Raw genomic sequence first — 23060 nt, forward strand, 5'->3', positions numbered from 1 at the left:
AAGTAGTTTTTAAATCTTAAAATTTCAAGGTCACACCACCTAAGAAGTTAATTCCTGCTTGAGGGTAATAGAAATTTTCAGTGGTTACATCACCATAAGCGTATGAGTAGGTATATCCGTTAGAGCTATACTTTACATCCAATACATTGTTCACTAATAAGCTAAAGTTCATTTCTTTGAACAATACATTCTTCAGGCTGTAGCTCAATCGAATGTCATTTACGAAATATTCATTGATCACTCGATCAGGGTTAGAGGTGTTGTCTAAAAATTGACGACCCACATATTTACTCAATAAAGCAATCTTAAGGTTCTTTATTGGCTCGTATTGCAACTCAGAACCTGCGATCATATTTGGAGAAAAAGAAATGTCTGCATCTTCAATAGGAGTAACAATGGTTTCTCCGGTTAGGTAGTCTGCAACATTGTCTTCAAAGCTTTTGATCTTGTTTTTACTGAACGTTACATTTCCATTCCAAGTCACTTTTTTGCTCAACTTCATCCCAATGACTACTTCAATACCTGTTCGGTAACTTTCCTTTACGTTCTGTCTGATTGAAGAACCTACATCGTTCAAAGCACCTGTTAGTACCAATTGGTTTTTATAATCCATGTGGAAAAAGTTGGTGTGAACAAAGAAGTCTTCTGTATTCACACGGTAGCCCAACTCAATGTTGTTTAGCTGTTCGTGCTTTGGTTTTTCTCCAACCTTTGCATCAATAAAGTCATTCCTTACGGGTTCTCTATTGCTAACCGAATAAGAAACATAAGTAGACGTAATGTCATTGAATTGGTAGTTCAATCCCGCTTTAGGGTTGATAAACTGAAAGTCTTCTTCTACATCAATTGGTCGTTGATCGTTATCAATTCCATAAGTGCTGTAGTCAATCAATCGAACTTGGATATCTCCAAAAGCAGTCAATTTATCGGTGAATTTATACTCAGCTTTCAAATAACTATTGAAGTCTGATTTCTTACCAACGTTGTCATAATATCGCTCTCTAATAGAGCTGTTGGTTGCCACTTCTGCCCAGATTATTTCTCCATAATGTCCACCTTCATACTTATTAAATCCACCACCAAGGGTTAAGTTTAATTTGTCAGTAGCATCGTAGATTAAGCTATAAGTCAATCCACCAAAGTGATTGTCCAACCATCTTCGTCTAATTAAATCAGTAGAAGTTACAGTGTCTGCTCCTACAACTGCATCTTGTAATCCATAGTCCACAAAATCTTCATCGTCTTTAAATTCTTCGTAATAACCCAATCCACGAGTGTAGTGGAAGTTAAGATTCGCATTTAACTTCGGATGAAGCTCTCGAGAGATCAACAATTGATAATGGTCTTGATTGTAATTATCTGTTTGATTGTCGTACAAATAGTTGTTGTAGGTTCTTCCTGAATTCAACAAATTGTCGATTCTTTCTTGGGAATAACCTTCGTTAGAAGCATGGGTCAACATGTCGTCTACGTTGTTCTCTATTCGAGATTGAGGTGTTCCATACCATGATTGGTAGGTTTTTTCTTTTCCTCCAAATACGATGGCTTTTACAATGGTTTTCTTTCCATAGTAGGCTCCCGATAAATAATAAGATTGCAAATCTGAGCTCGCTCTATCGATGTAACCATCTGAACGGATTTTAGACAAACGACCTTCAAATGAGAATTTGTCATCGATTAATCCAGAACCCATCTGAACACTGTGCTTAAACGTGTTGAAAGAGCCAAATGAATTAGCGATTTCACCGTAAGCTTTCGGCTTTAAGGTAGTCGTTTGCATGTTAATGCTCGCACCAAAGGCCGCCGCTCCATTAGTGGAGGTTCCCACTCCACGCTGAATTTGGATACTTTCTGTTGAAGAAGCCAAGTCAGGCATGTTTACCCAAAATACGCCATGTGATTCTGCATCGTTCATTGGAATCCCATTGACAGTTACATTAATACGTGTACCATCGCTTCCTCTAATTCTCAAACCTGTGTATCCGACACCTGCTCCTGCATCAGAGGTGGTTACGATAGAAGGTGTTTGATTCAATAAAATAGGTAAATCTTGACCTAAATTATTTTTCTCAATGTCTTCTTTGTCTAACTCTGTATAAGTCGTCGCTGAATTTTTTTTCGCTCTAGTAGAGGAAACCACCACTTCTTCCTGAAGAAAAGATGTCTCATTTAGTGCAATAGATAAAGTTGTGTCTTTGGTTAAGTTAAAGGCGATTTCTTGAGTTTCATAACCTAAATAACTAATGATAATAGCGTATTCTTTTTGCTTCAGATTTTGCAATGCAAAGTTTCCTGTGAGGTCTGTGGCAGTCGCTTTGTAGCTGTTTTCGATTCGAACGGTTGCTCCGGGCAGAGGTTCGTTTGTTGAGGAATTTTTTACTGTTCCTGTGACATTCAATTGTGCCATTAATATGCTAGGAAATAGCATCACTAATGACCAGTACATTTTTTTCATTTTGTTTAAGTATTACTAATAAGTTTTAGCATTCCCCTGGGAGGCAATGCAATAAAAAATTTATAAGTAACCCTTGATAGAAATAGAACGCACACCATTATGGCCAATTAGGTATGTGTTTGTTTCAAATCCCTGCGCCCGCATTACCGGTATCAGGTTCAAAGGGTATAATCTCAGCCCTAACTTATTTCCTTACGGAATTGGGCACCCCAATCGAGACGCTGCAAAATTAGAAAGTTTATTTGAAGAAGCTAGTTCTAGCTAAAGGTTTTATACCAATTTAATGTATTTTAGATCTAATGATTTAGTTGTAAATACATTATGTATTCAATGTTTTGTGTTTGTTGAAATGGTAAATGCCGAGCTATTATAAAACGAGTATACTAGGTACGACGTATGCGACATTTTATAAAGCAATCGGTATTAATTGCTAAAAGTGCATTCGATAATCTAGTATTACCTTCTCCACTGATTATAGAATAGTTGAGTTTACGTTTCTGAAGCTCTTTTTTGTATAGATCGAATAGTTCTTGACGTTCATCCAATGATGGATTCTCCCTTAAATCGTCTAAAGTCCATTCAAGATCTGTGTCCATTAATAAATACAAGTCGAAATTTTGTTGGTGGATGTGATCTTCAATCCAAGCGTCAACTTCACCATATTTATACAATTGCCAAATTTTAGTCACAATTAATTCAGTGTCTGCAATTAATGGGCGAGGTGTATGATTTTGAATCAGTTTAAATTGATGTTTTGCGATAGTTGTAACATCAGCGTAATTGTAATTGCTTTTTTGTGCTAAAAATGTTCTGGCGTATTCAGGAATGAAAGTAACACCAAAATGATTAGCCAGTGCATTGGCAAGCTCAGACTTTCCTGTTGATTCAGGACCTAGAATTGCAATTTTTAGATCAGTTGTGTTTTCCATTTTCGATATCCTTGGATAGCAATGATAGTATAAATCAAGAAAAGAAAAGAAGTGAAGTAAAGTTCTTTGTAGAAATACATGCCAATTCCTACACCGTCAACGATAATCCAAATGAGCCAGTTTTCGATTTGTTTCTTGACCACCATAACAGTCGCAATGATTGCAAAAACTGTGGTGAAACTATCAACAAATGGTAATGATGCATCGGAGTAATTCAGTGCAATTCCTCCAAATACGAGAGTTGCTAATCCACCAATGGTCGCATAAAGTAAGAAAGTTTTGTTCTGGATTGATTTTACTTTCTCCTCCACTTTATTCTTGTTTTCTGACCACATCGCCCATCCAACAAATGACATGACAATGTAGTAGAGGTTAATTATCGTATCAAAATACAATTGATAGCTGAAGCAGATATAAACGTAAATGGTTGAGCTAATCAGCCCAAATAGGAAACACAGTCTGTTCTCTTTTGTAGCAAAGTAAATGTAAAGTAAGGAACTGACAACGCCTATAATTTCTAAAATGGAGAAGTTAGAAACTTCAGAAAGAAAATTGTCGAAAATGGACATGTTGAGGTTTAGGCTTTCGCAGGAACTAAGAAGTTTAGTGCCAATTGGTGATAATTATTGGTTGAGTTTGCTAATTCCAGAAGCGATATCGGAGAGCAAGTTAGGGTTTTTTTCTAGGGCGTTGCCAACAACAACAATATCAGCACCTGCTTTCAAAGCATCCACTGCTTTTTTGGTGGTGGTCAATCCGCCTCCTATAATTAAGGGGGTATTAGTGTTTGACTTTACTGCTTGAATCATTTCAGTGGGAACTGGAGAATTCGCTCCGCTTCCAGCATCTAAATAAGTTAATCTCATACCAAGCATTTCTGCTGCCATAGCAGTACTAGCTGCAATTTCAGACTTGTCTGAAGGAATAGGCATGGAGTTACTAATGTATGAAGCTGTGGTAATTTTTCCACCGTCTATCAATAAATAAGCAGTAGAAAGTATCTCTAGATTGGATTGTTTCAGATATGGTGCAGCAGTGACATGTTGACCAATTAACATATCCGGATTTCTACTTGAAACTAAAGACAATAATAAAAGGGCATCTGCCTTTGGGTTAATCTGCGAATGGTGACCTGGAAAAAGAATGACAGGTATTACGGAATTATTTTTAATGAATCCAATGGTTTTGTCTAAATCTCCGCCCGTCATTAAGCTTCCGCCAACAAAAAAGTAATCCACCTCCATCTCATTTGACAATTGAATCAATTTCAACAAACTTTTGGAAGTAGACTTGTCAGGATCGATTAAAACCGCCAGTTGCTTCTTCTTTTTAGTTGTTTTGTGAATAATGGTATGGTATACTTCTCCTTGATTCATAAAGTGAATTTCAATGCAATATTAAACATTCAAGGTATAAACTAGATAATAGTTTTCAAAATATAGGTATTTTAATAGGTAATTCTGAGTGTAGTTTTCGTCTATTAATTGCGCAACCACTTTATTTTCGGTCTTATTAATAGATTGAACAAAAATATTTTTCTTCAAGAAAATTTTTTTTCTTCCATAGGCTTTAAATACAGCTTCTTTGGTACACCATAATATGTGGTAGTCTTCAAGTTGAGATTGTATTAGCTTTAATTCGCTGTTATCGAGGTATTTGTGGGCAATTGATTCAATGTTGTTGTTTAATATTTGTAAATCGACCCCATTGGACTGATCTCCAATGTACATGGCGCACATTCCTTTAGAGTGAGAGATAGAAATGTGTTTGTTGGTAGAAGATAAGTGAGGTTTGCCAAATTCACTGTAGTAGATGTCACAATTATTTTCTGGAAGAAGTTCGTGTAATAGAAGTCGGGTGGATAGCCATTCTATTTTTCGGTTAGTACTATTAATAAGGTAAAACTTTTCTAAGTTAAAATGGAGATCTTCGACACGAGCAATTAAATCATCAACAGACTCTTCAAATTTCCAATAGCCAATGATGCTGTTTTTTTGTGGTGAGAAAGAATGAACTAAAGCCATTTTGGATTGTTATTTAGGTGCTCTTGAATTTCAAGAATTTAATTAGGAACTTTGTCTTCCATTAAAAATAAAACAATAATAGAATGAGTGATACAAAAGTAGAATTCTTGCCTTACAAAGTAAAAGATATTTCTTTAGCAGATTGGGGTAGAAAAGAAATTAGATTAGCTGAGGCGGAGATGCCTGGATTGATGGCACTAAGAGAAGAGTATGCAGATGAGCAGCCTTTGAAAGGTGCAAGAATTGCTGGTTGTTTGCACATGACTATTCAAACAGCAGTGTTAATAGAGACGCTTGTAGCTTTGGGGGCTGAAGTGACTTGGTCTTCTTGTAATATATTTTCAACTCAAGATCATGCAGCTGCTGCAATTGCTGCTGCTGGAATTCAAGTATATGCTTGGAAAGGTATGACTGCCGAAGAGTTTGACTGGTGTATTGAGCAAACGCTATTCTTTGGTGAAGAAAGAAATCCATTGAATATGATTTTGGATGATGGTGGAGACTTGACTAATATGGTTTTTGATAACTATCCTGAATTAGTTGATGCAATCAAAGGATTATCTGAAGAAACTACTACTGGTGTTCACCGTTTATATGAAAGAGAGAAAAACGGAACATTAGTAATGCCTGCAATTAATGTAAATGATTCGGTTACCAAATCTAAGTTTGATAACAAATATGGTTGTAAAGAGTCTTTAGTAGATTCTATTAGAAGAGCTACTGATGTTATGATGGCCGGTAAAGTAGCAGTTGTTGCAGGTTACGGAGATGTAGGTAAGGGTTCTGCACAGTCGTTGAGAGGTGCCGGTGCAAGAGTTATCGTTACTGAAGTAGATCCTATTTGTGCATTGCAAGCTGCAATGGATGGATTTGCGGTTAAGAAAATGGACAATATTGTTGGAGAAGTTGATATAGTTGTTACAGCAACCGGAAATAAAGACATTATCCAAGGAAAGCATTTTGAAAAAATGAAGGACAAAGTAATCGTTTGTAATATCGGTCACTTTGATAATGAAATCGACGTTGCTTGGTTAGATAAAAACTTTGGACATACTAAAGATGAAATTAAGCCGCAGGTTGACCTTTATAATGTAAACGGTAATGATATTATTTTGTTAGCTCAAGGTAGATTAGTAAACCTAGGTTGTGCAACTGGTCACCCTTCATTTGTAATGTCAAATTCATTTACGAATCAAACATTAGCTCAAATTGAACTTTGGAAGAATAGCAAAAACTACGAGAATAAAGTTTACATGCTTCCAAAGCACTTGGATGAGAAAGTAGCTTACTTGCATTTAATGAAAATTGGTGTAGAGTTAGAAGAGCTTACAAAAGACCAAGCAGAGTATATTGGAGTGGAAGTTCAAGGTCCATACAAGCCTGAATACTATAGATACTAATAGTTGATTTAGTAGATAGGAAATAAAAGAGAAGGTCAGTTGTTATTCAACTGACCTTTTTTAATTGTAAATTCTTAAAGTATTTCCATCAAAAGAGGTTCTATATTCCTTTAGAGGAACCATTGCCGGTCCTTGACTTGGATAGCCTGAAAATATTGAAAAGACAGAGCCACAGCAATTGTCTCGCAATGAAACGCCAGAGTTTTCCATCTCCACAATTCCGCAGCTACTGCTTGGTGCATAAGTACAATGTCTATCATAAGCTTTAAATTCGTCCTCATTAACCCTGTATACCACTATTCCTCTTGAGCCACCTGTTACATTCACCGATCCTGAAGGAACAGTTAAGTCAATAAATTCAGGATCTTGAAGTGATATATATATATTGACTGCTACGTTTGGGATGTTTGAATTGGTGGTGTTGTCATCGCAACCAATTGCTATTAGAATAAAAAGGAGTGTTGTTAATCGAATACTTTTTAATATCATTGTCAACCTAAATCAAGTGTTCTACAAAAATAGTATAAAAGGAACCCATGAATAGAAGGGAAAAAAATTTTTTTATAATCGGAAGCATCACTTTTGTTTTGTTGTGTGTCTTACCTCAAAATAGTTTTGCGCAAAGTAAGAAAGTTGATCGCACCGTTGAGAAACGCCAAGAACAACTAAAAAAACAAGAAGAAATTAAAAAGGAAAAATCGGCTGAACAAATGGAGGCGAGGAGGCAAAAACACATCGATATCCAGACCAAAGAAGTTCAAAAGAGAATGAAAAGAAGTAAAAGAAAGTCGAAACGAATTAACGATAATAGAAAAGAGTCATTCTTGAGTCGTTGGTTTCGAAAATAAAAGGAGAAAATCTCCAATCGTTCTTTAAGAAAGTATTAAAAAATGGTAAAAAAGATGCAAGATAAAATTTTGAAATGTTTTTCTTTATTGCATATCTTTACGCCACTGTAGTTTTTTAAGACCAATAGATTTAACATAAATTCAATATTATGCTAAGAAAATTATTCTTTGCGCTTGCCTTAGTGGCTGGTGCCTTTTCTTATGGATACTCGCAAGTGGGCTCAGGTTCTCTTCAAGGTACAATTACTGATGCCGAAACAGGTGAGGCGCTTCCATTTGCCAATGTAGTGATTGAGAATAAAGGAAATCAAATTGCTGCTGGGTCAGCAGATTTTGATGGAAAATACTCTCTTCGTCCAATACCACCTGGTACTTATGATCTTCTTATATCATACGTGGGATATACTACTCAAAAAATTGCGGGAGTAATTATTAGTTCCGATCAATTGAAGAGACAGGATGTAAAGCTTCAGCCAGGTATTCAAATTGGAGAAGTACAAGTAATTTCCTACAAGGAGCCATTAGTAGAAATTGATAAAGGGGCAACAGGTACAAAAGTTGGTGCCGAAGAAATCAAGAGTATGGCGGTTCGTTCTGCTGCAGATGTAGCTAAAACTGTAGGTGGGGTATATTCAAAAGATGATGGGTCTGATGGATTGAATATTAGAGGATCTAGATCATCTTCTTCTGACACCTATATTGATGGTGTGAAAGTGATAGGTTCTACTTCTTTACCTAAAGATGCTATTGGAGAGGTGTCTGTAATTACTGGTGGTGTTCCTGCACAGTATGGTGATGTAACTGGAGGTTTGACAATTATTACAACGAAAGAAGCTATCAAACAAACTTTTGGGTCTGTTGAGTATTTGACTTCCGGTTTTAAAACGGGAGAGAATACAGTTACCGGGTTGGATAATTATGGTTATAATCTTGTTGGATTGTCTTTAGGTGGTCCTCTATTTCCTAAAAAGGATGAGTCTGGAAAGGTGGTTTCAGCGCCTGTTGGATATTTACTTTCTGCAGAGTTGAGCTCGATTGTAGATCCAAGAGGTTCTACACAAGATATATATAAGGTAAAGGATGATGTGTTAGCGAGATTGGAAGCTAACCCTTTTCAAGTTCAAGAGTTAGGAGGGGTTATTTATAATGCTGAGCTACTTGATAAGAATGACTTTGAAACGGTTGGATTTATGAAAAATACAGCCCTTAAAAGAATTAACTTGTCAGGAAAGTTGGATTTTAATACCTCTGAAACGTCTAAAATTACTGTTGGTGGATCGTTTGATTATAACACTAGAAATTTAGATGTTAGAAATACAAATGATGCATATGCATTGTACAATTGGAAAAATAACCCCCAAGAAATTAGAAACGATTTTAGAACATTTGCTAGGTTTCAACAAAGTTTCAAGAATGCTACTGCTGAAGAAGAGTCAGAGTCTGCATCTTTGATTAAGAATGCTTTCTTTAGTGTTCAAATTGATTATACTAAAGCTAATAGAGTTAGACAGAATGAGAATCATCAAGATAACTTCTTTAACTATGGTTATGTAGGGAAATTTGAGTCAGAATTTGAGCCTTCTTTTGGAGCTTTACCTGAGATTAGAACTTTGTATGATGAGAATGGAAATCCTTTAGCCCCTTTAGAAGCATTTTATTTAAATGGTTTTACAGCTCCACTAGCATATAAGTTTACCCCTAGTGATGTCAATCCAATATTATCTAACTACAATGTGGATGCCTATAGGATATACGGAGACAACATTAATACTGTAATTAATTTGGTGGAAAATGGAGGTTTATCAAACGGAAGAATGCCAAATAATATCTATACTATGTATAGTGCCCCTGGAGATGTAGAGAGTACTTATCTTAAAACTGAAAGAGATCAGTATAGAGTTTCTGGTTATGGTTCGGCGGAAATTAAAAACCATGAATTGTTGGTAGGTTTTGAGTACGAACAACGAATAGAGCGATCTTACTCATTTAATCCAAACAGTTTGTGGAATTTAGGTAGAAATGCAGTAAATGTTCACATTACTGAAATAGATACCTTAAATTATACCATTGATTATAGTTATCCTGATTTGCCTAGAGTAATTTATGAGAGAAACTATAACGGAGAAAGTAGAACTGCTTCTGCAATTAACATGAGAAATGCATTAGGATTACCTGCTGACGGTAAGGATTTTATCGATTTTGATTCTTATGACATCAATACTTATGACATTAAGTGGTTTGGTGCTGATGAGTTAATCAATCCTTTAAATGGTACCTCCATGTCTTATTATGGTTTTGATGCATATGGAGATAAGGTTAATAAGGCTACATTGAATGACTTTTTTAATGGAGAAGAGATTCTGGATGGAAACCCCTTCAAAACAAGATTGATTGCTCCATATCAACCTATTTATGTTGCTGGTTATATTCAAGATAAATTTAAGTTTGATGATTTGATTTTGAGAGTTGGTTTTAGAGTTGACCGATTTGATGCAAATCAGCCTGTTTTAAAAGACCAATTTTCTTTGATACCAATACGGACGGCAGGGTCAATTCGATCTGAGTTTGAAGAAAATGATATACCATCTAATATTGGAGACGACTTCGTAGTTTATACTTCAAATGGAAATAGCCCAGATGTTACTAACATTACAGGGTATAGACAAGGAGATGATTTTTATAATGCAAACGGTATAGAAATTAATGATCCTCGTTCAATTTATTCGGTAGAAGGAATTGCTCCTTGGTTAGAGGACCCTTCAAAGTTTTCGGAGAATATTTCAAGTTCTTTAGACGAAAATTCATTTAAGGATTATACTCCTCAGGTAAATGTAATGCCAAGAATTTCTTTCTCTTTCCCAATATCGGATGAGGCAACTTTCTTTGCAAACTATGATATCTTAACTCAACGACCTTCTACAGGTAATCAAATTGAATTAATAAACTATTTGTATTTACCAAGTTTCCAGTCTACTAATATTACTAATAACCCGAATTTGAAGCCTGAAAAGACTATTAACTATGAGTTAGGGTTTAAGCAAGCTTTGAACAAGAACTCTGCATTAACAATCTCTACGTTTTATAGAGAACAAAGAGATATGATACAGGTTAGAAGATTGACTGGAGCATTCCCGGTTGATTACCTTACATATGCAAATATTGATTTTGGAACGGTAAAGGGGGCAACTTTATCATACGACTATAGAAGAACCAAGAATTTGAAGTTTAGAGCTAGTTATACCATACAGTTTGCTAATGGTACAGGTTCAGGTTCTACTACTGCCTTTAACCTTGTAAATACTGGTCAACCTAACCTTAGAACTATTTTGCCTTATACTTATGACCAAAGACACGCCATTACTACAGCAATTGATTATAGATATGGAAGTGGTAAAAATTACAATGGTCCTGTAATTAACGGCACCCCAATATTGGAAAATTTTGGTGTAAACTTAACTGCTATTGCAGGATCTGGAACACCATATACGGGTAGAAACGTAGCTACAGGAACACAACTGTTTTCTGGTGGTGGAAACTCTAATGTTGTGGGTGATGTAAATGGTAGAAGGTTACCATTTGTTTACCGTCTTGATGCAAGAATCGATAAAGATTTCTTAATTACATGGAAGCCAGAATCTCAAGCAAGTAAAGCAAAAACATCTAACTTAAACGTATACATTCAAATATTAAACTTGTTAGATAGAAGTAATGTGAGTAACGTATATGGGTACACAGGGAATGCTGAAAATGATGGTTATTTAGCGTCTTCTTTATATGCCAACCAGATTGCTGAAACAACTGATCCGGAGTCATACAAAACTCATTATAATATTAAATTGAATAATGCTTATAACTATGAGTTGCCTCGTAGAATAAGATTAGGTCTTTCACTTAGCTTTTAATTAAAAGGACTTCTAATTGGATAATAATATACGAATTATGAAAAGAATTATTAAAAATATAGGAATAGGTTTATTCGCGATCTTTGTTTCTACTTCCTCTTTTGCAAGGGAGTATAAACCTGAAGGTCAAAAATCGAATAACAATAACCAAAGTGTTGGACAGAATCCGGGTTTGGCCGCCAACTGTACACCTTCTAAAAAGGTTATTTCACTAAAGTATAACAATGTTACTACTCCAATTCTATCAAATGGTTTGCTTTGGCAAAATAGGGCGAATGGTGCTGCTGGATATGAAGTGCCAGCGTCATCAGGAAACTATGCTTTATATTCTGGTGGTTTATGGCTTGGGGGGACAGATGTGAATGGTCAATTGAAAGCTGCGGTTTCAACTTTTGGAAATGGTAATGATTTTTGGACCGGACCATTGGATACAACAGGAAATGCTGAGATTTCTCCTGCGGTTTGTGATCAGTATGATAAATTTGATACCCTTACAAAATCTTCTGTTAGAGAGTTTGTAGCTTACTGGGCAGCAGTAAATTCACCGGACTTAAATGATGATTTAGCTTTTGCTCAATACTCAATTCCAGAGCCGATAAAGTTATGGCCTGGAAATGGTGATCCAAGTCTTTCTCAATCCATTAGATTAGCCCCTTTTGTTGACGTAGATGGAGATAAACGATATCAACCTGAAGTTGCAGGAGATTATCCTTATTATGATTTAACAGGTAAAGTAGATTGTCGTGCACAAAGATCTAGTAGAAGCTTGACTTCTAGTCGACCTTTATTCGGAGATTACACTATATGGTGGGTATTTAATGATAAGGGAAATATCCATACAGAGTCTAATGCTCCCGGAATTGGTATGGAAATTCATGCGCAAGCGTTTGCTTTCTCTACCAATGATGAAATTAATTCAATGACATTCTATAATTATGAATTGATTAACAGATCAACGTTTACTTTAACAAATACTTATTTTGGTAGCTGGGTTGATCCTGATCTAGGTTACTCTGCAGATGATTATGTGGGATGTGATGTTAACCGAGGTTTAGGATACTGTTATAATGGTGATGAAGATGATGAAACTGCTGCCGGGCAGCAAGGTTATGGTGCAAATCCACCCGCTATTGGGATTGATTATTTTGAAGGACCATATCAAGATCTAGATGGGATTAATAACAATTATGGAACAGGACCTGGAGAGGCATTAAATGGCTTGGGTTATTACAATCCAAACGATGCTGAACCTGATACTATACCAGATAATGAGCGTTTCGGGATGAGAAGATTTGTTTACTACAATCTTGGAACTGCAGATAATGGGGATCCTTCAGCATCTGCTCATTACTATAACTATTTAAGAGGTATTTGGAAGAATGGACAGCGTATGAGTCATGGTGGAAATGGTTTCAGAGGAACTGGTGTAGAAGGAATTCCTACAGACTTTATGTTCCCCGGAGATTCTGACCCATTATTGTGGGGTACGAACGGTGTTCCTGTTTCAAATACTAACTGGACTGAGAATAATGCTGATGGTGGACAACCAAATGGTGTAGGTGATAGAAGATTTTTGCAATCTGCTGGTCCATTTACATTAGAACCAGGTAACGTTAATGACATTACTGTTGGAGTAGTTTATGCGCGTGCTCTATCAGGTGGTAGATTAGCTTCAGTAGAAAAGCTTTTTGATGCAGATGACAAGGCACAAATCTTATTTGATAACTGCTTTAAAGTTTTAAATGGCCCTGATGCACCTGATGTTTCTGTTCAAGAATTAGACAGAGAAATATTATTGTATTTAACAAATCCTGTTACATCTAACAATTACAAAGAGTTATATGAAGAGGAAGATCCGAATATAGTAACTCCACAGGAAATGATTGATCAACAATTATTTTATGATAACAAATATCGTTTTCAAGGGTATAAAATTTATCAGCTAAAAGATGTTGATGTTTCGGTTGGTGATATTAATGATGATAGTAAGGCTAGGTTAATTTACCAAGTTGATATTAAAGATGATATTACAACCATAGTAAATTTTGAATACAACGAAGAAATAAAGGCTAACGTTCCTACTGTTGAGGTAGTTGGGGAGAATCAAGGAATTAAACATAGTTTTAGAGTGACTACAGACTTATTCGCAAGTGGTGATAATAGGCTTGTTAATTTTAAAACTTATTATTTCGTAGCAATAGCTTATGGTTTTAATCAGTTCAAACCTTATGCTCAAGATGTAGCCCCTACTCCTGGTGACTATTTTGGAGCAGATTATACTGGTCAAACTAAGCCATACTTAGCTAGTAGACAGAATGGAAGAGGTGGTTCTATACAAGCTGTATCTGCTATTCCGCATAAACCATTTTCAGAGCTAGGCGGTACAGTTGCTAATTCATCTTATGGAGATTTAGTACAAATTTCTAGACTTCAAGGTTCGGGTAATGGAGATTTTGGGATTGAGTTAACCAAATCAACACTAGATAGAATTGGATCAACTATGAATGGAGATTATCCTGATACTTTAACTTATAAAGTCGGAAAGGCTCCAATTGAAGTTAAAATAATAGATCCATTATCTGTAACTGAGCAGAAGTTTTTCCTAAAAATGAAGAAACCAAACTCAACAGATACTGTAGTGACAGCTCAATCGTCTTGGATTATTTATAATGCTAATGATTTTAATGATTCTATCACTTCTGATAATACTTTGTCTGTTAATAATGAGCAAATTATTCCAGAATGGGGTATTTCAGTTTCTACCTACTACGGTTCAATACCGGGAGATAGAAGTTTAGTTACTAGTAATGCCAATGGTTATATTGGAGCGAGTTTGACTTATGATGATCCAAGTAAAGCTTGGCTTGGTGGTATTGCCGATCAAGACGGTTATAATTTTTACAATTGGATTTTATCAGGACAAATTGCCGCTTCAGATGATGACCCTGCATTTAACAGGTTCTTCAGTGATAAATTAATTATCAATGCGAGTGGAAATGATTTTGCCGATCCTAATGAGGATTATGAAAATATCTTAGGAGGAATAATTGCTCCTTATACATTAACTCAATACAGAAAAGGAAATTCAACAGATGGGATAGTTTATAATGCTCCTGCTGCTACTTCTCAAAGTGTAATGGATTATAATGAAATAAGATTCTTAAGCTCAACTTCTATAGTGCTAACCAAAGACAAATCTAAGTGGACTCGTTGTCCTGTGATAGAATTACAAGAGGAAGCTCAGAAGGCACAAGGTGGTGCCGAAAGACATGCTTTACGTGCCTCTCCTTCAGTTGATAAGAACGGTAATTTTGCAAATCCTTCTGATCCTGTTTCTTCAAATCCAGAAGATCCTAATTATATTAGTTCAACAGGAATGGGATGGTTCCCTGGTTATGCAGTGGATTTAGAAACCGGTGAGCGTTTGAATATGGCTTTTGGTGAAGATAGCTGGTATGGAAGAGATAATGGTTCTGATATGTTGTGGAACCCTACTTCTACTGAAACAACAGGTATTCAGTTTGCTGAGAACCTAGTTTGGGGTGGAAAACATTACGTGTATGTGTTTAGAAAAACTAGACCTGAAGAGTTGTTGTATAATGTATCTCCAAATTATAGATATCCATCTTATGATGCGGGTCAAAAAATTGTGAACGTACTTAAAGGCAATAGTTCATTTGACAAGAATTTAGCGTGGGCTAGTTGTAACTATGTTGCTATTCCTATGTTGCTAGAAGGTCAAGAGTTGTTAGCAACTGATGCGACTGTAACAATTCAAGTTAACAGACCACTTGGGAACTATTATACTCCACTAGAAGGACTGCCAAATGATTATGAGTACTTAAGAAACCAAGGAAGACCTGTATATGAGTTTAATACTTATGGCCTTGGTGTAACTAAGGGTGTTAAGTCTGCTGTGGAAGAAGCTTTAAATGAAATTAGAGTTGTTCCTAACCCTTATTATGCATACTCTGCATACGAAAGAGGTCAATTGGATAATGTAGTGAAGATTACAAATCTGCCGGATGTTGCCAACATTAAGATTTATAATCTAGCGGGTACTTTAATTCGATCTTATTCAAAATCTAGTTCTGATGTTCAATATGTAGATTGGGATTTGAAGAATGCAGCAAACATCTCCATTGCTAGTGGAGTTTATATTGTTCATGTGGAGGTTCCAGGCGTTGGTGAAAAGATTATAAAATGGTTTGGCGTAATGCGACCAATAGATTTAAACAATTTCTAATACATTAATGACTTCTATTTATATACTTATGAAAAAGTTAACTAAAATATTTTCCTTTACTTTCCTATTCCTTTCTGTAACTGCAATTGCAGTTGCAGGAAATGAAGATAGAGCAGGTGAAGCAGGATCGCCCCATTTATTAATAAATCCATGGGCTAGAAGTTCAGGTTTTGGAGGAGCAAACACTACTTCTATGAGAGGACTTGAAGCAGTTAGTATGAATGTTGCAGGTCTGGCTCAAATAGATAGAACTGAGATACTTTTTGCAAACACAAATTATCTTAGTGGAACTGGTATTAAAATCAATTCCTTTGGTTTAGCACAGAAGGTTGGTGAGTCTGGTGTATTAGGATTGACTGTTGCAGCAATGAACTTTGGAGATAATGATATTACAACAGTAGAACTACCTAGTGGTGGTGTTGGTACATTTAGTCCTTCTTACTTAAACATTGGAGTTTCATACTCTAAAACCTTTTCCAACAGTATTTATGGAGGATTAACAGTAAAAGTTATCAACGAATCACTTTCAACCGTTAAATCAACGGGTGTTGCTATCGATGCAGGTGTTAAATACGTAACCGGTAAATACGATCAAATTCAATTTGGTATAACTTTAAGAAACGTTGGTCCCCCAATGAGATATCAAGGGAACGGATTATCGATTAGAACAAGTTTACCAGAGAATGAAACTCAGAGAACCTTAAATCAAAGGTCTGCTGATTACGAAATTCCTTCTCAAATTATGATTGGTTTATCCTATGATTTTTTCTTATCGGGAGTAGATACTATAGCTGATAAATTAACCTCTATGCATAGACTTACTGCTGCGGGAAACTTTACTTCTAATTCATTTACAAGAGACCAAATAAATATTGGTGTCGAATATGCTTTTAGAGAAATGTTTATGATAAGAGGTGGTTATGTATATGAGGAAGAAGCTTTAGATGAGGACTTAACTCGTACTGCTTTTATCGGACCTGCAGGTGGGGCGTCAATTGAGGTTCCGTTAGGTAAAGGTGGAACGACGATTGGTTTTGATTATTCTTACCGTGCTACAAGAAGTTTTGACGGAACACATACCATTGGAGTTCGTTTAGGACTATAGTACTTTATTTAAAAAGATATTTAATTTTGAAGAGGATCTCGATTATTCGGGATTCTCTTTTTGAATTTATAAACACATAGAAAAATGTCAAACGTTAGCTATTTTACAGAAGAGGGATTGCAGAAGTTGAAAGATGAGTTAAAGCACTTAAGAACTGTTGAGCGTCCTAGTATATCGCGACAAATTGGGGAAGCAAGAGATAAAGGAGATTTATCTGAAAATGCCGAGTATGACGCAGCTAAGGAAGCTCAAGGTCTATTAGAAATGAAGATTTCTAAACTTGAAACTTTAATCGGTAATGCAAGAATTGTTGATGAAAGTCAACTGGACACATCCAAGGTATTAGTATTATGTAAGGTAAAAATTCGTAATGTAGCCAATAAGGCAATGATGGAGTATACATTAGTTTCCGAAAAGGAAGCTGACATTAAACAGAAGAAAATTTCCGTTGATTCCCCAATTGGTAAAGGGTTGTTAGGTAAGAAGGTTGGTGAAATTGCAGAAGTGCAAGTTCCATCTGGATTGATGAAATTTGAAATAATTGAGATAAGTAGATAACGATGAGTACAATTTTTTCAAAGATATTGGCAGGAGAAATTCCTTGTTATAAAATCGCTGAAAATGAGCGATACTTGGCTTTTTTAGATATTAGTCCTTTAGCTAAAGGACATACTTTAGTTATTCCCAAGAAGGAGGTAGACTATATCTTTGACATGGAAAGCGATGATTATCTTCAATTATGGGCCTTTGCAAAGGACGTAGCTATCGCTATAAAAAAAGTCATTCCTTGCAAAAAAGTTGGAGTTGCAGTTATAGGTTTGGAAGTGGCGCATACTCACATTCATTTGGTACCAATTAATAAGGTAAGTGATATTAACTTTGCGGCTCCTAAATTAAACTTACCTCAAGATGAAATGATGGCTATCTCTTCCTTGATAAATCAGTCTATTTAACTATCCTATGCGGTCAGGGTTCTGACGAAGGAATGCGTCCCAACCCGAACCTCCACCTCCCGTTTTTTTAATTGGATTTTTTGCTTGAAAATAGTGACAAACCGCTACAGCTAATGCATCTGTAGCATCTAAGAATTTGGGATCAATTTCATAAGGTACGTGATTTTTAAGCATTGCTGCTACTTGTTCTTTGGTGGCATCTCCTCTTCCAGTAATTGATTTCTTCACTTTTTTTGGTAAATACTCTTCAACAGGTATTTCTCGTGACAATGAAGCAGCAATGGCAACTCCTTGTGCACGACCTAACTTTAACATAGATTGGACATTTTTTCCAAAGAATTGGGCTTCGATGGCCATTTCATCGGGCTTAAATTCTTCTATAAGGTGAATGGTACGATCAAATATTCTTTTTAAACGTACTTGTTGATCTCCTAATTTAGTCAATTGAATAACGCCCATTGCAACTAGTGAAATGGTGTTATTTTTTATATGAATTATCCCATAGCCCATCACATTTGTACCAGGGTCTATCCCTAAAATAATCTTATCTTCCACTATATTTGTATTCGGTGTATCGATTAACAAAGCTATATAAAATATGTTTGCCCTCTATTTTTCCTTTGGTCGGATTAACCATCGCATGCGTCATTTATTTTCAGCTATCTGAAAGATTGTCAGCAATTGACTTTAACAAGTTAGAAGTCTCCTCTATCAACCTATTCTTTATTCTTATTAGTATTATTTTAATGTTAGTAAATTGGTCTCTTGAGGCTTATAAATGGGGGGCTCTAGTGGATAGATTTCAATCGTTAAGTTTCTCTAAAAAACTAATATCGGTTTTAATGGGTTTATCAATCGGTTTTCTAACTCCAAATAGAATTGGTGATTATGCAGGTAGATTGAGATTTATCTCTCCTTCCAATCGAATGCAATCGATTCATGCTAGCTTCGTAGCTTCCGTATATCAAACCGCCGTTACCTTGTTGGTTGGAGGGGTTGGTTTAGCCTATTGGTTGGATCAAGAAATTCTTTCTACCCATCAAGTAAGTTTAATCTATTTGATTTTACTAATAATATCATTGGGTTTTGTACTACTTCTTTTTAGAATGAAATGGATAATTTCGCAAATAATTGGTCTTCGATTTCTATCCTATTTTGCTGATCGATTTAGATGGTTTCTATCAATTGAAAGAAAGGTACTTCAACGAGTTTTCTTTTTAGCATTACTGCGATACTGTGTTTTTATGCTTCAATATTATTTAATCATCATATCATTCCCTATCGAGTCTTCTTTTATATTGGTAATATCTTCAATTTCTACAATTTATTTGATAACTACAATTGTTCCTACTTCTACGGTTTCCGATATTATTTTAAGAGGTGCAATTAGTTTAGTGATTTTAGGAACCTTTATTGAATCAGAAGAGATTATTCTAGTAATAACTGCCTTAGTATGGTGTATAAATTTAGTATTACCTTCGTTAATCGGTACAACTCTCATCATATTTAATCGGGATAAATAATGAGCGGAATCCTATTCTTTTATGTGATTCTTTTTTGGTATGTTTTCTATACCCTTAAAAACTATTTGGTTCTCAAGCAGGAGAACAATAAACACGATTCATTTATTAAACCAGAAATGGTTTCCGTCATTGTGCCATTTAGAAATGAAGCTCATCACCTTCCGGAATTAATTAAGTCACTTCAAAATCAAACCCATTTAAACTTTGAAGTATTGCTCATTGATGATGATTCTACTGATCATACCTATAAATCAATTGCTAAAACATTGGAATTGGACTCAAGATTTAAGTATTATCAATTATTAAATGGGAAGGGGAAAAAAGCGGCTTTAGAGTTTGGTGTTTCAAGGTCTAATTCCTCAATCATTGTGACCACTGATGCAGACTGTACAGCACATGATAGTTGGCTTTATGAACTGACGGTACCTTTTGAAAATGAAAAAATACAACTTGTCGGTGCAACTGTAGGAATGAAATACAGTAATTGGTTTGAGAAACTTCAAGCGTTAGAATTTTCAAGTTTAATAGCTAGTTCAATAGCTGCTGCTCAAAATAATAAGCCTATTATGTTAAATGCTGCAAATATGGCCTTCCGAAAGCAACTGTTTACTAAAGTCAATTCAAAAATGAAAGCATTGCCTTCTCCAAGTGGGGATGATATATTTTTACTTCAATATTGCTTAAAGTATTATCCTGGAGGATTTTATTTTTTGAATAGTAAAGGTAGTTATGTAGAAACACAACCTGAACCAACTTTCGCTCACTTTATCAATCAAAGACGTAGGTGGGCTTCAAAATCAAAATATTATGTGGATAACGAAATAAGGTTAGTATCTCTACTTGTATTTTTCACCAATGTATTCGTGGTGTATGGATTTGTTCAATTATTACTTGGGAAATATTTTCTAGCTTGGTTATTTCCTATTCTACTGAAAGGAGTTGTCGATTATTTATTGCTAAAGAAATATTTACGTACTATAGAGCAAGTGGATCTATTAAACTATTTTGTAATCCTTGAAATTCTTCACCCTTTCTACATTATTTTTGTAGCCATTAGTTCGCAGTTCGGACGATTTAGTTGGAAAAAAAGAACGTATCCTATTTGATGAAGGACCAGGAGTCGAAATCATTGCTTAAGTTATCAATCCACCGGTTGAGGAGAAATCCTATTGCGATGGCCGGCTTTACTATGATTTTAATATATTTAATGGTTGCCATAGCTGGGCCATTTATACGATTAGATAAAACTCCCAAGGCTAACGATCAGTATCTGGAATTGTCCATCAAAAGGCCTGGATTTAAAGTTCTATTTTTTCAAGTAGCAAATGAGGTGTCTGAGCAATCATTATGGAGTCAGTGGTTATACGGACGAGAGAAAACTTCCCAATCATTTCCTATTTATAGATATGAATTATTAACAGATTCAATTTTAGTAGAGCGATATACAGGAGACGATGTCAATAATGGTGAACTCTTAGTCTATGCTTACAATGATTTAGTATCATCAAATCAATTAGAACTACATCCTTCTAATTTGCGGGAGCAAATAAAAAAGGAATTGATATCGAATACTACGTTCTGGTTAGGAACAGACCGATATGGACGTGATGTATTGAGTCGTTTAATGGCCGGCACATGGGTTTCCTTTACTGTAGGCGCAATTTCAATTCTAATTTCATTAATTATAGGAATTGTAGTTGGAGCTATTGCAGGTTATTATAGAGGTAGAGTCGATGACCTTTTAGTTTGGTTGATAAATGTGGTTTGGAGTATTCCTACATTACTCTTAGTTATCGCTATTGCTTTGGCATTGGGTAAAGGATTTTGGCAAGTATTTGTTGCCGTAGGTTTAACCATGTGGGTTGAAGTTGCTAGAGTAGTAAGAGGGCAGGTAATCAGTTTAAGAGAAAAGGAGTTTATTGAGGCTGGAAAGGCTTTGGGATATACCCATTCTAGGATTATTAAAAAGCATGTCTTACCTAATGTAATAGGACCAGTAATCGTGATTTCAGCTGCTAATTTTGCTTCTGCGATATTAGTGGAAGCCGGATTGAGTTTCCTAGGTTTGGGAGCCCAACCACCTCAAGCAACTTGGGGAAAAATGATAAGTGAACATAAAGGTTATGTCATTACTGGAGATGCTTATCTGGCAATCCTACCTGGAGTTGCAATATTCTTTTTAGTATTCGCATTTGTTCTTTTGGGAAATGGCCTTCGCGATGCGCTTGATACTAAGGCCTAAACTTAGAAAATCAATAAGGCAGAAATGTAAATGATCAATCCCAATACCATCATCATTAGGGTGTATGGCAGAATCTCTTTGGCTTTTAATCCTGTAATTCCTAAAAGGGGTATCGCCCAAAAAGGCTGTAACATATTGGTAATTTGATCTCCGTAAGCCAAAGCCAAAATACTTTTTGGAAGATCCACACCTAGTGAAAGTGCAGCCTGAATAATTATTGGACCTTGTACCGCCCATTGTCCACCGCCACTAGGAACAAATACGTTTACTATACCTGCACTAATAAAAGTGAATATCGGAAAGGAGGTGGGGTTGGAGATGGAGATAAAAAACGAAGAGAATTGGTCGATCAATCCAGAGCTATTCATAATTCCCATAATGCCGAAGTACACAGGAAATTGAATGAGTATGGCTGCTGCACCACCAATGGCTTCGTCTATAGCTTTCAAGAATGAGCTGATTCCTTGATGAAAAAGCAAACACATTCCAAAAAGTAAAAAGTTGATGTAGTTCAAATTTATAAATCCCCAACTAGTTTCTGAGAAGTTTGAAATGGCACTGTAAATAGAATAGAAAATAAATATACAACCTATGAGCGTTGCAAATATTTTGGACTCGTCAAAACGAGCAGCTCCTTCTATTTTTTCTTTACTAATTTCTTCGTTCTTTTGAATTGCTATATCAGGAATCCTATTCTTCTTCGATTTCTTACCAATGAAATACATCCCTATTGGAACAAGCAGCAACACACCGATAGAGGCATAGATATTCATGTCAGAAAATACAGTCTGACTAAAGCTAATTTGGTCTGGTAATGTTGAAAGTTGATTTGGCGAAAGAATGTCTTTCATTAATTCTTGGATATGCCCAACTTCTGCAACTTTGGTTAGAGAAGAACCTGAAAACCCGCCGTGCCATACCATCAAACCCACATAGCCTGCAGCACCAATCAGCGGGTAGTTAATTGAGATATTATTTTTAGTGGCGTATTCTCCAACTTTCCGAGCGAAGATAGCGCCAAAGATGAGTGCAAAGCCCCAATTAAACAACGCCATTAAAGTGGTGAAAAACGTTACTAAAAGTGCAGCTTTTGCTGTAGTGTTGCAGTATTTTACAAAGAAATGAATGAATTGATCGAAAGGTTGACTAAGCGCTAAGGTGTGTCCTAAGACTAAAATGAGCATCATTTGAATGGCAAATACCAAAAGTCCGTTGTTCCAGAATCCGGATTCAAAAAATTTTAATAATTCTAGGCTATATTCAATCCTACTTGATTCAGCAGGGGTTGTAAATACAATGGCAATCAAATAGGTGATTATAAAAAGTAGAATTGCAATGGTGAAAGGTGCAGGTAAAAAATAATTGAAAAATCGGCTGTATTTTTCTGTAAAACGCATGTGAATTATTTTGAATAAAGATAGTGACTAAAATTT

Annotated in this window: 18 protein-coding genes and 1 riboswitch; of the genes, 10 read left to right on the plus strand and 8 right to left on the minus strand. The window is 35.7% G+C overall.

Annotated elements, in window-relative coordinates:
• Positions 1 to 16: 16 nt before the first annotated feature.
• From GQN54_RS04065 to GQN54_RS04085, 5 genes are all read right to left on the minus strand, one after another.
• Positions 17 to 2446 (minus strand): TonB-dependent receptor, encoded by a 2430-nt coding sequence (locus GQN54_RS04065; protein ID WP_207554815.1) that lies wholly within the window; start codon positions 2444 to 2446, stop codon positions 17 to 19.
• Between the two features lie 121 nt (positions 2447 to 2567).
• Positions 2568 to 2677: riboswitch (TPP riboswitch) on the minus strand.
• A gap of 161 nt (positions 2678 to 2838) precedes the next feature.
• Positions 2839 to 3384, minus strand: coding sequence for an AAA family ATPase (locus GQN54_RS04070; RefSeq protein WP_160632234.1), 546 nt, complete (start codon positions 3382 to 3384; stop codon positions 2839 to 2841).
• Entirely contained in the window at positions 3363 to 3953 is a 591-nt protein-coding gene (gene pnuC / locus GQN54_RS04075; protein ID WP_160632235.1) for a nicotinamide riboside transporter PnuC, read from the minus strand. The genes GQN54_RS04070 and pnuC overlap by 22 nt, the downstream gene beginning before the upstream one ends.
• 54 nt (positions 3954 to 4007) lie before the next feature.
• The gene (locus GQN54_RS04080; RefSeq protein WP_160632236.1) at positions 4008 to 4760 is read right to left on the minus strand and encodes a geranylgeranylglyceryl/heptaprenylglyceryl phosphate synthase; all 753 of its coding nucleotides are present in this window, start codon (positions 4758 to 4760) and stop codon (positions 4008 to 4010) included.
• Positions 4761 to 4781: 21 nt separating this feature from the next.
• Positions 4782 to 5408: a 4'-phosphopantetheinyl transferase family protein gene (locus GQN54_RS04085; RefSeq protein ID WP_160632237.1), complete on the minus strand. Its 627-nt coding sequence runs from the start codon at positions 5406 to 5408 to the stop codon at positions 4782 to 4784.
• A gap of 83 nt (positions 5409 to 5491) precedes the next feature.
• Here GQN54_RS04085 and ahcY point away from each other — a divergent pair, with 83 nt between their 5' ends.
• Positions 5492 to 6808 (plus strand): adenosylhomocysteinase, encoded by a 1317-nt coding sequence (ahcY, locus tag GQN54_RS04090; RefSeq protein WP_160632238.1) that lies wholly within the window; start codon positions 5492 to 5494, stop codon positions 6806 to 6808.
• Positions 6809 to 6868: 60 nt separating this feature from the next.
• Here the strand turns inward: ahcY and GQN54_RS04095 are convergent, their stop codons facing one another.
• Positions 6869 to 7297 carry a Rieske (2Fe-2S) protein gene (locus GQN54_RS04095; protein ID WP_160632239.1) on the minus strand — a complete coding sequence of 143 codons (429 nt, stop codon included), beginning with the start codon at positions 7295 to 7297 and terminating at the stop codon, positions 6869 to 6871.
• Positions 7298 to 7344: 47 nt separating this feature from the next.
• On the opposite strand from GQN54_RS04095, the gene GQN54_RS04100 reads away from it, so the two are divergent.
• From GQN54_RS04100 to GQN54_RS04125, 6 genes are all read left to right on the plus strand, one after another.
• Entirely contained in the window at positions 7345 to 7656 is a 312-nt protein-coding gene (locus tag GQN54_RS04100) for a hypothetical protein (protein WP_160632240.1), read from the plus strand.
• A gap of 149 nt (positions 7657 to 7805) precedes the next feature.
• Positions 7806 to 11558 (plus strand): TonB-dependent receptor, encoded by a 3753-nt coding sequence (locus tag GQN54_RS04105; protein WP_160632241.1) that lies wholly within the window; start codon positions 7806 to 7808, stop codon positions 11556 to 11558.
• A 37-nt stretch (positions 11559 to 11595) separates the two neighbouring features.
• Entirely contained in the window at positions 11596 to 15804 is a 4209-nt protein-coding gene (locus GQN54_RS04110; protein ID WP_160632242.1) for a T9SS type A sorting domain-containing protein, read from the plus strand.
• 28 nt (positions 15805 to 15832) lie between these two features.
• A complete protein-coding gene (locus GQN54_RS04115; protein WP_160632243.1) occupies positions 15833 to 16909 on the plus strand; it encodes a PorV/PorQ family protein in 1077 nt (358 codons plus the stop codon).
• Positions 16910 to 16993: 84 nt separating this feature from the next.
• Entirely contained in the window at positions 16994 to 17467 is a 474-nt protein-coding gene (gene greA / locus GQN54_RS04120; protein ID WP_160632244.1) for a transcription elongation factor GreA, read from the plus strand.
• A 2-nt stretch (positions 17468 to 17469) separates the two neighbouring features.
• Positions 17470 to 17862 carry an HIT family protein gene (locus GQN54_RS04125; RefSeq protein WP_160632245.1) on the plus strand — a complete coding sequence of 131 codons (393 nt, stop codon included), beginning with the start codon at positions 17470 to 17472 and terminating at the stop codon, positions 17860 to 17862.
• Here GQN54_RS04125 and ruvC read toward each other — a convergent pair whose 3' ends face one another.
• Entirely contained in the window at positions 17863 to 18420 is a 558-nt protein-coding gene (ruvC, locus tag GQN54_RS04130) for a crossover junction endodeoxyribonuclease RuvC (protein WP_160632289.1), read from the minus strand.
• A gap of 11 nt (positions 18421 to 18431) precedes the next feature.
• Between ruvC and GQN54_RS04135 the strand changes: the two genes are divergently transcribed.
• From GQN54_RS04135 to GQN54_RS04145, 3 genes are read left to right on the plus strand one after another with little or no spacing between them, the layout of a single operon-like run.
• Positions 18432 to 19385 carry a lysylphosphatidylglycerol synthase domain-containing protein gene (locus tag GQN54_RS04135; RefSeq protein WP_207554816.1) on the plus strand — a complete coding sequence of 318 codons (954 nt, stop codon included), beginning with the start codon at positions 18432 to 18434 and terminating at the stop codon, positions 19383 to 19385.
• Positions 19385 to 20491 carry a glycosyltransferase gene (locus tag GQN54_RS04140; protein ID WP_160632247.1) on the plus strand — a complete coding sequence of 369 codons (1107 nt, stop codon included), beginning with the start codon at positions 19385 to 19387 and terminating at the stop codon, positions 20489 to 20491. Before GQN54_RS04135 ends, GQN54_RS04140 begins: the two co-directional genes overlap by 1 nt.
• Positions 20491 to 21627 (plus strand): ABC transporter permease, encoded by a 1137-nt coding sequence (locus GQN54_RS04145; RefSeq protein WP_160632248.1) that lies wholly within the window; start codon positions 20491 to 20493, stop codon positions 21625 to 21627. Before GQN54_RS04140 ends, GQN54_RS04145 begins: the two co-directional genes overlap by 1 nt.
• A 2-nt stretch (positions 21628 to 21629) precedes the next feature.
• Here GQN54_RS04145 and GQN54_RS04150 read toward each other — a convergent pair whose 3' ends face one another.
• Entirely contained in the window at positions 21630 to 23024 is a 1395-nt protein-coding gene (locus GQN54_RS04150) for a short-chain fatty acid transporter (protein WP_160632249.1), read from the minus strand.
• Positions 23025 to 23060: the final 36 nt, after the last annotated feature.

Source organism: Acidiluteibacter ferrifornacis, from assembly GCF_009909615.1.
Taxonomy (GTDB): Bacteria; Bacteroidota; Bacteroidia; order Flavobacteriales_E; family Vicingaceae; genus Acidiluteibacter; species Acidiluteibacter ferrifornacis.